7 protein-coding genes are annotated in these 13,048 nt (G+C 64.7%); 3 read left to right on the top strand and 4 right to left on the bottom strand.

Going from position 1 to position 13,048, the window contains the following annotated elements:
- The first annotated feature begins 497 nt into the window (after positions 1 to 497).
- A complete protein-coding gene (locus BAU07_RS03235; protein WP_157121956.1) occupies positions 498 to 7,367 on the top strand; it encodes an autotransporter outer membrane beta-barrel domain-containing protein in 6,870 nt (2,289 codons plus the stop codon).
- 145 nt (positions 7,368 to 7,512) lie between these two features.
- Here BAU07_RS03235 and BAU07_RS03230 read toward each other — a convergent pair whose 3' ends face one another.
- Together BAU07_RS03230 and BAU07_RS03225 are read right to left on the bottom strand one after the other, a co-directional pair.
- Complete coding sequence (locus BAU07_RS03230) at positions 7,513 to 8,286, bottom strand: aldolase (RefSeq protein WP_066654056.1); 774 nt, start codon at positions 8,284 to 8,286, stop codon at positions 7,513 to 7,515.
- 111 nt (positions 8,287 to 8,397) lie between these two features.
- Complete coding sequence (locus BAU07_RS03225; RefSeq protein ID WP_415830464.1) at positions 8,398 to 8,961, bottom strand: tripartite tricarboxylate transporter substrate binding protein; 564 nt, start codon at positions 8,959 to 8,961, stop codon at positions 8,398 to 8,400.
- A 289-nt stretch (positions 8,962 to 9,250) separates the two neighbouring features.
- Here BAU07_RS03225 and BAU07_RS27470 point away from each other — a divergent pair, with 289 nt between their 5' ends.
- Entirely contained in the window at positions 9,251 to 9,745 is a 495-nt protein-coding gene (locus tag BAU07_RS27470) for a substrate binding domain-containing protein (protein ID WP_232338238.1), read from the top strand.
- Between the two features lie 249 nt (positions 9,746 to 9,994).
- Here BAU07_RS27470 and BAU07_RS03215 read toward each other — a convergent pair whose 3' ends face one another.
- Entirely contained in the window at positions 9,995 to 10,951 is a 957-nt protein-coding gene (locus tag BAU07_RS03215) for an AraC family transcriptional regulator (RefSeq protein ID WP_066654053.1), read from the bottom strand.
- Between the two features lie 99 nt (positions 10,952 to 11,050).
- Between BAU07_RS03215 and BAU07_RS03210 the strand changes: the two genes are divergently transcribed.
- Positions 11,051 to 11,821: an SDR family oxidoreductase gene (locus BAU07_RS03210; RefSeq protein WP_066664680.1), complete on the top strand. Its 771-nt coding sequence runs from the start codon at positions 11,051 to 11,053 to the stop codon at positions 11,819 to 11,821.
- Positions 11,822 to 11,895: 74 nt separating this feature from the next.
- On the opposite strand, the gene BAU07_RS03205 is transcribed toward BAU07_RS03210, so the two are convergent.
- Entirely contained in the window at positions 11,896 to 13,032 is a 1,137-nt protein-coding gene (locus tag BAU07_RS03205; protein WP_232338237.1) for a LysR family transcriptional regulator, read from the bottom strand.
- Positions 13,033 to 13,048: the final 16 nt, after the last annotated feature.

Genomic DNA, 13,048 nt, shown 5'->3' with positions numbered 1-13,048 from the left:
CCGTCCCGCGGCGCCGGGCTGGGGCCCATTATGGTCAATATCGCCATGGCATGGACGGACCTCAGCCATATGGATTCCCCTGCGGGACACCTTTGAACTGTGCGCCGCATGGATTGCGGCGGCGGTTGCCGTTCGGCCTGACGGGTCACATCGGTACGTGTCACCCGGCCCCATATGTCGTTTTGTACCAACAAAGAACGATTACTGTCTTATTCCTTAAAAAGCCTTGCTAATCTCCTGTCCACGCAACGCAATGCAACGATAACGAATCATTTCATTACAAAACCCACGCTGATTGGCGAGTCAGCCGCCGGTATGCCCGGAAGCCATTTAAAGGGAACACAGGGATGAGGCAGTCGATCAATGCGGGGGGAAAGAGACAATGCGTGGCTACCGGCAACGCTCAATACCTCATAAAAACGTCGATCCATGGCTGCTTCCCCGGCGCCTTCAAACTTCACGTCCTTGCCGGCGCTCTCCTTGCGATCATGCCGGTCATGGCAGCAGATGCGCAGTCGGGCATTACGGTAAACAACAATTCCGTCATTAATCAGACCGCCGTCGATGGCAACGGATACATCTTCGGGATCTGGCAAAGCCAAAGCGGAACCACCGGCTCCACGGGCGGTTCCACCTCCAATGGCATCAAGATCAACAACACCGCCGAGATCACGCTGAACGCCAGCGGTCCGATCGTAAGCGGCGCCGCAATCTGGGCGACGGACCAAGGCGGCAACTCGGTCGATTCCGGCGGCCCAAGCTACGGCGGTCCGGGCGGAGCGTCCTCCGGCGTCACCATTACCAGTTCGGACAACAACCTGAACGCAACGGCGTCGGGATCGACCGGATTCGCCGACATCCAGGCGATGTCATTCGGTGGCAATGGCAGCAATTGGGGCGGAGGCGGAAATGGCGGTACGGTGCAGGTGACCCTGAACCAGGCCGCCCGACTCAATTGGACGTGGCAGAACGCAGGCAGCAGCAATAGCGGCGTTTATGGCATCCAGGCCTTATCGCAAGGCGGCCAGGGCGGCAGCACAGACTCCGGCAATTCGAATAACAACGGCGGCTGGGGTGGCAATGGCGGCTCCGCGACAGTGAACCTGACCTATTACGGCGACGTTTACGTGAATGTCTCCGGGACGCCGCCGAGTGCGCAGCCCGCCATACCCAGCGGCGCGGTTGTTGCCGCAAGTGTCGGTGGAAACGCGGGGTCAGCAGTCGAAGGCAACAACAATTCCGGCGGACAAGGCGGAAGCGCCGGCCTCGTGACCATCACCCATGCTGATTCCAGCATTACCACCAACAACGATTATCTACCCGGGTTCGTTGCCTACGGTGTCGGGGGCGCCGGTGGCAACGGCGGCACGCCGGCCTCCCAGGTCGGCGGAGATTCGAACCCATCGGAGAACGGGGGCGCCGGCGGAAGCACCAGCGGCGCAAACATTACCTTCAGTGCCCCATCGCGTTGGGCGTCGATAACCACCCAATCCTATGGCGTGGGCTTTTCGCCTGCGATCGCGGCAACCCAGGTTGGCGGTGCGGGCGGCTTCGGGGGATACAGCCACGACGCGGCATTCTCGGCTTCGCATGGGGGCGACGGAGGTGCGGGCGGCAATGCCGGTCCCATAACGATCACGGTCCAGGGAAGCAACGGCAACTTTGCAGGGCTGACAACGGATGCCCCTAGCTCGCCCGCTATCTATGCCTCCAGCCTGGGCGGCGCCGGTGGGTACGGCGGCGATGCCGATACGTCGGCGGCCGGCAACTCGCATGGCGGCAACGGCGGGGCCGGTGGCGCGGGCGGCGACATCACGATATCGGTGACGAACTCTCTCATCACTACCCATCACTCCAACTCGCCGGGCATCATGGCGCGTTCGGAAGGTGGCGTCGGCGCGGATGGTGGTTCCGCGGACGCGGGCACCGCCAAGGGCTACGGAGGAGACGGCGGCGCGGGAGGGAACTCGGGCAACATCACCATCACGACGGACAGCGCTTCCACCATCACGACCACCTATGGCACCGATGCCATGGGGATATTCGCGCAAAGCCTGAGTGCGGCGGGCGGCAATAACAACGGCAAGAACGCAGGGTTCGGCGGCAACGATGGCACCGCCGGCGCCGGCGGCAACGTAGGCACGATAACGATCAATAACGGCGCCGCGATTTCGACAGCGGGTCCCACATCCCGCGGCATATTGGCGCAGGCGATGGCCGGGACCGGCGGGACGGGCGGCTCGAGCTGGTCGCTGGGTCATTCGGGTGGGGGCAGCGGGGCGGCCGGCGGCGCCGCCGGCACGATCAACCTGACCAACAGCGGTGCCATCAGCACTGCCGGCGACAGCGCGCAAGGCATCCTGCTGCAATCGATCGGCGGCGGCGGCGGCGCCGGCGGCGCGGGGTCCGGCATCATCGCCGCCGTGGGCGGCAATGGCGGCAACGGCAGCGATGGCGGGGCGATCAATTTCACCAATACCGGCAGCGTGTCGACGACCGCGGCGGGCGGCATAGGTGTACTCGGACAGTCCGTCGGCGGCGGCGGCGGCGACGGTGGCGGAGCTTCCGGCATATCGGTCGCCATCGGCGGCAATGGCGGCAATTCCGCCAACGGCGGGACGCTCACGGCCAATCTCAACAGCGGTACCCAAGTCATCACCGTAGGCGACATCGCGCATGGCGTCGTCTTCCAGTCGATAGGCGGCGGCGGCGGCAACGGCGGCAATGCCGTGGCAGACGGCATATCCGTGTCGGAAGCGATCGGCGGCACGGGCGGCGCGGCGGGCACGGGTGGACAGGTGACCATCAATACGAACGGCGCGGTCATATCGACGGCCGGCAATAAGTCCGTCGGCCTCGTCGCCCAGTCCATTGGCGGCGGCGGCGGCACGGGTGGATCGGCGACAAGCACCTCCGTGGGTCCGATGTACGACGTTTCGCTTGCGGTGGGCGGAGCGGGCGGCAATGCGCCCAGCTATGGCGGAATCGCGGCCATAAACATGACCGGAGGTTCGATCGCCACGGGACAGAGCCCGAGCCTCCTCAACGGATCGTCTGCCGCAACGGGGATCTGCCCCGGCACTTCGAATGGCGCCTGCAACGTACAGCCGGTGGACAGCTACGGCGTCGTTGTCCAGAGCATTGGCGGCGGCGGCGGGCATGGCGGCGCCGCCAGTGCGCAGGCCATCGCCATCTCCACCCCCTTCGAGCCCGATGGCAGCCAGCTGGCGCTCTCCGAGTCGATGGGGGTAGGCGGCAACGGAGGCGGTGGCGGCAACGGCGGAACGGCGATGTTCGCCATGTCCACCGGCGCGAAGATCACCACGGTTGGAAACGGCGCAACCGGCGCGATGGTGCAAAGCATCGGCGGCGGAGGCGGCAACGGCGGCGATTCTTCGGCCATGTCCGCCGCCGTCGGATACACATCCGATTCGGCGCCGACCGGCTTCTCGCCCGGCATCAGTTTGACGGCCACCGTCTCGGGTAATGGCGGCAGCGCGGGCGCGGGCGGCACGGTCCAGGTTGCCATCGGGGGCGGTACCGACCAGTGGGGCGGGATCTGGGCGGACGGCAGCGGTGCAGCGCCGACCTCCATCGTGACCTACGGCGACTACGCCGCCGGGATCAAGGCGCAGTCCATTGGCGGCGGCGGCGGCGACGCCGGGGTGGGTGCCGGTAATACGCAGAACTTCGGCACGGGCTCGACCACTTCGCTTTCGATCAATCTGGGCAGTTCCGGTTCGCCCGGCGGCAACGGAGGCAATACCACGGTGGCCCTTTATCCGGGCAATGGCATACAAACCTACGGGTCTTCCGCCGTGGGCATCATCGCCCAATCGATCGGCGGCGGCGGCGGCACTTCGCAAGGCGGGTCGTTCAGTTTCGCGCAGTCATTCAAGCAAGACGGCGGGCCCACTCAGAAGCCCGGCGTGAATCTAAGCATGGGCCATGCGTCGAGCGCGAGCGGAGGCTCGGGCCAAACGGTGGTGGTCAACGTGCAGGCCCCCATCACGACGCACGGCAACGATTCAACCGGCGTGGTGGCGCAGTCGATCGGCGGCGGCGGCGGAGTGGGCGGTTCGTCCGGGTCGGACGGCTCGGGGGACAATCCGGTGCTCCAGGCCATGCAGGGACGCGAATTCACGAGCGATGTCACCAGCTGGCTGAACGATCAGTCGACGCCGCAGGAAAACACGACGCTGAACATGAACGTCGGCGGACAGGGCGGCGCCGGCGGCGATGGCGGTCCGGTAACGGTGTGGCTGGCCTCGAAAATCGCGACGGTCGGCAATCCCGTCGTCGCGGGAGGCAACCAGGCGCCCAGTTCCGGGGACTGGGCACACGGCATCGTGGCCCAATCCATCGGTGGCGGCGGCGGCAAGGGCGGCACTGCACTCGCGTCCAGCAGGGGCGGCGATTGGGCCGAGATCAACGCCTCCTATGATGTGGCAGTGGGCGGCACGGGAGGCGCCGGCGGATCGGGCGGGACCGTTACGGTCAACCTGCAGGATGGCGGCGTGGTGCAAACGGTCGGTTATGGCGCCACGGGGGTCGTCGCGCAAAGTATCGGCGGCGGCGGCGGCATGGGTGCCGACGGCTCCGATGCGCTGGGTGGACGTATCTCGTTGGGCGCCTCGGGCGGCGGCGCTGGTGGAAGCGGCGGCTCGGGCGGCAACGTGTACATCCAGGAGGATGGCAACCTCGGCAGTACGATTTCCACTTCAGGAACGTTCGCCGACGGCATCAACGCGCAAAGCATCGGCGGCGGCGGCGGCATTGCAGGCGCCGGATCCAGCGTGTGGGCCGAGTATGGATCGAAGCAGGTGTCGGGCAGCATGACGCTGACGGCAGGCGGGGGAAACAACTCGGGCGGATCGGGTGCCAACGTCTACATCAACCAGAATTTCCAGAATTATCCGCTCTTCGTCAATGTGACCGGCTACGGCGCGTATGGCATCCTGGCGCAGAGCATAGGCGGGGGCGGGGGCAATATCATCGCGAACCAGGCCGCGTCGGGAGGAACGACGACCCAGCTGGGCAGCATGAGCACGTCATCGGGGGCGTCCGGCGGCGGCGTCTACATCAATCTGACCTCGGGTTCGGTCATCACCGCCAGCGGCACGGCCGGCATGGGCGTCGTGGCGCAATCCATTGGCGGCGGCGGGGGGATCATCCGCGTCAACGACGGCAGCAATACCACCCCTTCCCTCTATACCGGGTACCAGCCAGGCTTCTCGAAACAGGCGAGCACCAGCCAGGCCAACGGTGGGCCGGTCATCATCACCTCGTACGCCAATATCAGCGCCAACGGTCCCGGTGGCATCGGCATCTTCGCGCAAAGCGTTGGAGGCGGCGGCGGCCTGATACTGAACGGGTCCTCGCTGTATGCGGGAACGCCAATGGCAGACGGCTGCAGCCAAGCGAGCTGCGGCGGCACGGGGGCCAACGGCAGCGACAACTTCTCGGTAACGCTGCTCGGCGGATCGGTATCGGCCACGGGCACGAACGGCATCGGCATCTTCGCGCAATCAACCGGTTTCGCGCAGCTGACCAATGCGACGCCGAATGTGGTGATCGGAAGCGGGGATCCCAGCACGATCGTCACGGTCACCGGCGGCTCCGGTAACGGCGCGGGCGTGTGGATCGATCGTCCGGGCGGCGACTCGAACGACAACCAGGGCTGGCTCAAGGTCCAGGAAGGCGGCGTCCTCACGTCCGTATTGGGTTCGGGCGGCCTCGCCGTCAATGCAACGGGCGGCGGCAGCGTCGCGGTGACGAACCTCGGCACCATCGTGGGGTCGATGTCCCTCGACACCACCGAGAACAACGATAACAACGGAACCTGGACTCCCGGCCCAGTGGACAGCAAGGGCATGCTGCAGAACGATCGCGGTACTTTGCTGAACCGCGGAACATGGGTCCCCGGTGCGTCCGCGCGCGCGGATATCCTGAACCAGGGGTCGATTGCCTTCGATAACCCGGCGATGACGACCAACGTACACGGCCGCTTCATCCAGACCAGTACGGGCAGCCTCAGTCCGGTCATCGACTCCTTGAACAACCAGGTCAGCCTGTTCAAGGTCGACGGTACGGCTTCCCTCGACGGCTTGATCGCGCCCAATGCCGTTTCGTTGCTGCCTGGCACCACGCCTGCCGTATTCGCGGCCAATACGTTCGCCACGACCGCGCAGGCGAAGGATTCGCTGGTGTTCGATTGGGATGCCAGGACCTCGGGCAACACGATCACGCTGACGCCTGCCAGCTTCACGCCGAATATCAGCCCGCTCAACGATAGCCAGTCTTCGCTGGCGAACTACTACAGCCGGGGTTGGGGCAACGTCGATCGTGGCCTGGCCACGACGTTCGCGGGTCTTTCGCACATCGACGATGTCGGCACCTATAAGGACACATTGAACAACCTGTCGAGCAAGGCGACGCAGGCGCAGTCCATGGCCGTCATCGAGTCCGCAGGGACCATCCTCGGCGCAGGCATGAGCTGCCCCATCTTCGTCGGCGACAGCGTGCAGCTGGGCGAAGATAACTGCGTCTGGGGCCAAATCAGCGGCCGCTGGACCGATCAATCGTCCACCAGCGACATCCAGGGCTACCACGTCTCGGGCACTACGTACCGCATCGGCGTGCAGCACCAGGTTGCGCCCAACTGGTTCGTAGGCGGCTCGCTGGCTGCCGGGCAGACCTACGCCCGCACAAAGGGCGGGTCGTCCGGCGACGGCGACGTATACGACGGTTCGCTCACGGTGAAGCATCTGAGGGGCCCGTGGTATTTCGCCGGATCGCTGGCCATGGCGACCGGATCGTTCAACAACAACCGCCAGGTCAACGTGTTCGGGGATTCGGTATCGCTGGGCAGCGATTCCAACATCTTCCTGGCCGGCGGCCGATTCCGCGCGGGCTACGAGTTCGATCGCGGCGATTGGTACATCAGGCCCTACGCCGACGTGGATGTCGTCCACACGCATGCGCCCGGCTTCAAAGAAGGCGGCTCGTCGCCATATGCCTTGAAGGTGCGCACCGCGAACCAGACCAACGTCTCGTTCTCGCCCATGATCGAATTCGGGCGGCGCGGCGACCTGGATCCGAAGACGACGATCCGCGCCTATGCGGCGTTCGGCTTGAGCTGGCGACCCGACAATACGCGTACGGTAACGTCCAGCTTCTCGAACGCGGATTCGTCCAACGGCACCTTCACCGACTACATCAAGTCGCCTGAAGTGCTGGCCAAGATCGACCTGGGGCTGCAGTTGTTCCGCGCGGGCGGCTACGAAGTAAGAGCGGGGTATTCGGCCGATATCGGCAGCAACTTCACCAGCCAGACGGCAACGGCCCGCTTCGCTTACCACTTCTAGCGGAAGGAGCCCTACTTGCCAGTCCGGCGCCTCGTCGGTGACCTTGGCGCCGGTCCTCTTCCAGGGCGCCCTGGGGCGCGCTTCGATGCCGGCTTTGGTAAACACGGAGCGCGCGCTGATCCAGCCGGGGCGCGCCCGCTGCGACTCAAAGCGCCGGAAGCTCCCGGCGCGCGCGCCGCGAGTAGTAGGCGAACGTGGCTTCGTACCGCCGCGGCGTACTGACCCACTTCTGCGCCTCCGCGCCCAGGTCGTGGGGAATCGGCTGGATCTCGCCCGCGGCCATCGCCAGCAATTGCAGCCGCGCTGCGCGTTCGAACATCACGCCCAGCACGCAGGCTTCTTCTACGCTGGCGCCGCACACCAGCAGCCCGTGGTGCGAAAGCAGGATAGCCTTCTTGTTCCCCAGCGCGCCGCTGATGATCTCGCCTTCCTCATTGCCCACCGGAATGCCGGGCCACTCGCCCAGGAACGCGACCTGGTCATACAGCACGCAGGTATCCATGTGCGAGATGGTCAACGGCACTTCCAGCATCGCCAGCGCGGATGCGTGCGGCGCGTGCGAGTGCACGATGCAGTTGATGTCCGGCCGCGCGCGATACAGCCAGGAATGGAAGCGGTTGGCCGGATTGGGCATCCCTTCGCCCTTCAGCACGTTGAGGTCTTGGTCGACCAGCAGCAGGTTGTCGCTGGTAATTTCATCGAAACCCAGGCCGAGGCGCTGCGTCCAGTAGGTGCCCGCCGTCTCCGCGCGAGCGGTGATCTGGCCGGACAGGCCGGAGTCGTGCCCGAACGCGAAGAGGATGCGGCAAGTCTCGGCGACCGCTTCGCGCAGCGGCATCTTTTCCGAGCGCAGGTCGCTTTCCATTTTCTTGAGCGAAGCGCTGACGATTTCGCCCTTTTTGAGTTGCATGGTTTCCATGTCGGTCTCCTGGTTCGAGAAGAGTGAAAGGGGTTGTCCGTAGCGGGTGTCTGTCGGCCGGGCAAGGAGCGCCGCGGGTTGATAGCCGCGGGGGCCTGGCTCAACCGGTCACTATTCCTTCGCGCCGGCCAGGATCTTGGACCAGCGCTTGTCTTCCTCCGCCACCAGACGCCGGAATTGCTCTGGCGAGGACGAAGCGGTGGCCGTGCCCAGCTTGAGCAATGTGTCCTTGAATATGGGATCGACCACCACCTTGGCCACGGCCGCATTGAGCGTGCTCACGACATCGGCCGGCAGGCCGGTCGGGCCAATCAGTCCGGCCACCGATCCCGACACGATGCCCGGATAACCGAGTTCAGTCGTCGAGGGCACGTCCGGCGCGCTCGCCAGGCGTTGCGTATTGGCCACCGCCAGCGCGCGCAGCTTCTGCGAAGCGACGAAGGGCACGACTTGCGGCGTCGCTTCGAAGGTCATGTCGACCTGCCCGGCTACCACGCCGGTCACGGACTCGGCGCCGCTCTTGTATGGCACGTGCAGGAACCGGATGTCCTGCGCTTCCTGCAGGATCGCCATGCCTTGATAGGGCGAACTGCCCAAGCCAGCCGTTCCGAAGCTGATCGAGTTGGGCTTGTCCTTGGCCAGCTTGATCAGGTCGCCGAGGTTCGCGGCCGCCACGCCCGCGTTCACCGGGGTCCTTGAAAGGCACCTTGGCGTGCAGTTGCTCAATCGCAGCACGCGCAGCGTCACGTTGACCGACCATGGAAGGAGATACTACGAGCGGACGAAGCCTCTCCTCGACGAAATGGCGCAGGCGGATGGCGAGCTGATGAACAGCACGCTTGAGCTTTCAGGGCTCGTCAGGATCGCGACTTCGCCACGTTCGGCCGGCTGCACGTCCTTTCCCTCATCCCGAAGTTGCTGACGCTACATCCGAAGCTGAGACTGGATCTCAATCTCGCGGACGGTGTGCCAGGACCTGCTGGCAGAGGGCGTCGATCTGGCCATCCGGATCAGCCCCGTCTATAGCCCCGACGCTGTGGTAAGGCGCGTGACGAACGCCTCATTGGTGTGTGTCGGGGCGCGCCGCTATTTCGAACAGCATGGAACGCCAATGACGCCGGAATATCTGGCTCACCACAACTGCATCATTTTCAACGGCGTGGAGCACTGGGCGTTCGAGGGCCCGCACGGCAAATTCAGCGTACGGGTGAGCGGAAATCTTTCTTCCAATTCCGTCAAAACAATCCTGTCAGCCGTGCAGGCAGGTATCGGCATCGGCATGTTTCATGGCGCCTCCTTAGCCGCTGAATTGCGTAACGCAGATGTCGTCACTGTGCTCGACGAATTCATCGGTGAAACACGTGATGTCAGCCTCATCTGGCCGAATCGGAAATTCATTTCGGCGAAGGTGCGACAGGTAACCGAGTTTTTTGCGTCCGCGCTGGCTGAACGCATCTGAATGGTCGGCTGTTCAACCGTGGCCGGCCGAGCGGCCGCGAAGCAACAACTACTTCACGATCACGCTGCCCTGCTCCTCATCTGAATATCAGGTACCAAGTGAACCACCGGGCGAAAATTCCCCCGCAGCTTTCGCGAGCTATTGACCCATCCAGCACCTGCGCGGCCTGGGGATACGCCTGTGCCCCAGGTTCAGGCGTGGCGGAATTGATCGCCGCATGACGCTATGTCCGTGTCCCACGAATGCGTTTTATCGCCTGGTAAGAGCCAACTCGGGCGGTTCATCCTGCACGCCTTCCTGTGCCGCAGCCGCCATCTCGCGCGCGTACTGTGTCGGCGGACATCCGACGTGGCGGGTGAAGGCGACGCTGAACGTGCTGGCCGAGCTGTACCCTACCCGTTCGGCGATCTCGGCCACGCGAACTCCGTCCCCACGCTGAAGTTGGTCTTTCGCAAGCGCCATGCGCCAGGCTAGCAGGTACTCCATCGGTTTCAGGCCTACGCCGCGCCTGAAGCGGACGAAGAACGACGACCGCGACAGTGCAGCCTCCTTTGCCAACTCCGCGACCGTCCATGCTCGCGCCGGCTGCCCGTGCATTGCGCGGATCGCTGCTGCGAGACGTTCGTCAGCGAGCCCGCGCACAATACCCGGGGAAGCTGCCGTGCCGGCCGACGATCGCAGCGCCTCGATGAGCAGCACCTCCAGCAGCCGCGTGAGCATGATTTCGCGCGCGGGCCGGTTCGCGCGAGACTCATCACCCACCAGTTCCACGAACGTCGCCAGTCGCTGCTCGCCGCGAACGTGAACGAGCTGCGGCAGCAGTGACACCAGGAGGGTCGCGTCTGGTGAGCCGAAGCTGCAATGTCCCACAAGGACGCGAAGATCGGCCGGGCCCTCCTGCGTGCCGATCCTGAACCGGCCATCACCCAGCGCGACGGGCGTGGAGTCTTCCATATCGGCCGGCCGCTGCAGACTGGACATCGCGACACCGAAGGCTGCCGGAATGAGCACGAAGTCGCCGGACTGCAGCACGATGGGTTCGTTGCCGTCGAGCGCAAGCTGGCATCCGCCTTCGAGGACGACGCAATAGAAGGGTTGTCCGGCGTCCGAGCGCCGGATCTTCCATGGACCCGCGCCCACGACATGCTTGGAGAAGCGGGCGGCCGGCTGCAGGAGCGCCACGACTTCGGCGAGGGGATCTATCATGAGCTGGACTGTCGCGAATGAATCGTGGACGGTGCATTGTAGCGAGTGCAGATTCGGCGACGTATCGTGGATGCCTTCGCGACACACCAAGGACTGTCCATGAATACCGTACTGATTACCGGCTGCTCTTCCGGCTTCGGCCTCGAAACCGCACGCTGCTTCCTCGAGCGCGGCTGGCAGGTCGTGGCCACAATGCGATCACCGCGCGAGGACGTGCTGCCGCCGTCCCCACGCTTGCGCGTGCTGCAGCTCGACGTGACCGATGCGGAAGGCATCCGAAAGGCCATCGACGCCGCCGGCCGGGTTGACGTGCTGGTGAACAACGCCGGCTTTGCCGCACCCGCGCCATTCGAGCTTACGACTATGGAAACGGTACGTGCGCTCTTCGAGACCAATACTTTCGGTACCATCGCGGTCACGCAAGCGGTATTGCCGCAAATGCGCGCGCGCGGGTCTGGCGTGATCGTGAACGTGACTTCGGGGGTGACGTACAAGCCCTTGCCGCTCGTGGGGGTGTACCGGGCATCCAAGGCGGCCGTGAATGCGTTCACCGAGTCGCTGGCGAACGAGGTCGAGCAGTTCGGCGTGCGTGTCCGGATCGTACTGCCCGGATCTTCTGCCGAAACCCGCTTTCGCGACACCGCCCGAACCCGTTTGCGGGGAATTGACGACGATGTGTACGGCGAATTCATGAAGCAGGCCATGGAGCGCATGACTGCGTCAGCGGGCGTCGGCACGCGGGCGAAGGACGTTGCGGAAGCGGTGTGGCGCGCGGCGACGGATCCGTCGGTGCCCATGCATATCCCGGCAGGTGCCGACGCCATCCAGTGGGCCGGATCACTTCGTGAAGATGCCCAACGCCTCAATTGACTCGGCGCGCAAGAGAAGTTGGAAGATCCAGGCAATCAGCGTCGCGAACGTACGGGGCGTCCATCGCGATGCAATCACCCCGCATCGACCCCCGCAAAATGCGGCGACTGCCCGAAATGTTCGATCAACAGGTCCGTCAAGACCCGTATCTTTCGTGCGGGGTGCTGGCCCGGCGGGCGAACCACGTAGGCCCCGGCCGGTGGCGGAGGATAACCGGTCATGATGGCCACCAGCGCGCCGGCGGCCACATAGTCGTGGGTAAGGCAATCGGGCAGATAAGCGATCCCGAGTCCTGCCATTGCGGCGGCGACCAAGGCCGCGCCGTTGTCGGCCTTGAAGCGCCCTTGCGGACGAACTGCGATGGTCTCGTTGCCATTCATGAACTGCCAGGTCTCGGTGCCCTGCATGAGGGCCTCATGCGCGGCGAGTTGGTCTGGCGTTTCGGGCGCGCCATGCGCCTGGATGTAGCCGGGGCTGGCGAGCAGCTTGCCGTGGATGGGGCCGACACGTCTTGCGATCAGGTTGGAGTCCTGCAGATAGCCAACGCGTATCGCACAGTCGTAACCCTCGGCGATGAGATCGACGAAGCGATCGCTGTAGCAGGTCTGGACATGAAGCTTGGGGTGGCGCCGCGCCAGCTCCGCGACCACCGGCGCGAAATGCGTCAGGCCGAACGACACGGGAACGGAGACTCGCAACCGGCCTTGCAGCTCGCCAGCCGGATCGATCGTTTCCCGGGCCATGTCGATTTCGGCGCAAGCCCTGGCCGCGTGGTCCCGGAAAATCGCCCCGGCCTCGGTAAGCGCCGCCCCGCGTGTCGTCCGCACCAGCAACTGGACGCCAAGTTCCGTTTCCAACCGCAGCAACCGGCGGCTGACGATCGACTTGGAAACGCCCAGCCGAAGCGCGGCGGGCGACACGCCGCCCGCATCGGCGACTTCGATGAAGGTCTGAAGTTCTTCGATATCCACTTTGCGTTGCTCCCCGTTTTGCGACGCAGTTCGCCGCAGGATAGCACTACGTAGCCAGCATCGAATCGGACAGCAGCGCGCGCCGACGATGTTCCTGATGGCGCGACACAGCTCGCCCTGGAACGGAACTACCGCATCAGGATCGGCGAAAACATAATGCTGAATCCGGGCTGCGTCGCCGACTACGCGCGTTTTTCCGGAAAGTGACTTGCAACGCAACCCGCGATGCAATTTCCACAAACCACAGCAAACCAGG

Source organism: Bordetella flabilis (assembly GCF_001676725.1).
In the GTDB taxonomy this organism is placed as follows: Bacteria; Pseudomonadota; Gammaproteobacteria; order Burkholderiales; family Burkholderiaceae_B; genus Bordetella_C; species Bordetella_C flabilis.
This window is presented reverse-complemented; position numbering and strand designations above follow the sequence as displayed.

What these genes read in the sequence shown, in the direction of transcription:
- BAU07_RS03235 (WP_157121956.1), top strand. Translation starts at nt 498, where the DNA reads ATGGCAGCAGATGCGCAGTCGGGCATTACGGTAAACAACAATTCCGTC.
- BAU07_RS03215 (WP_066654053.1), bottom strand. Translation starts at nt 10,951, where the DNA reads ATGATAGATCCCCTCGCCGAAGTCGTGGCGCTCCTGCAGCCGGCCGCC.
- BAU07_RS03230 (WP_066654056.1), bottom strand. Translation starts at nt 8,286, where the DNA reads ATGGAAACCATGCAACTCAAAAAGGGCGAAATCGTCAGCGCTTCGCTC.
- BAU07_RS03210 (WP_066664680.1), top strand. Translation starts at nt 11,051, where the DNA reads ATGAATACCGTACTGATTACCGGCTGCTCTTCCGGCTTCGGCCTCGAA.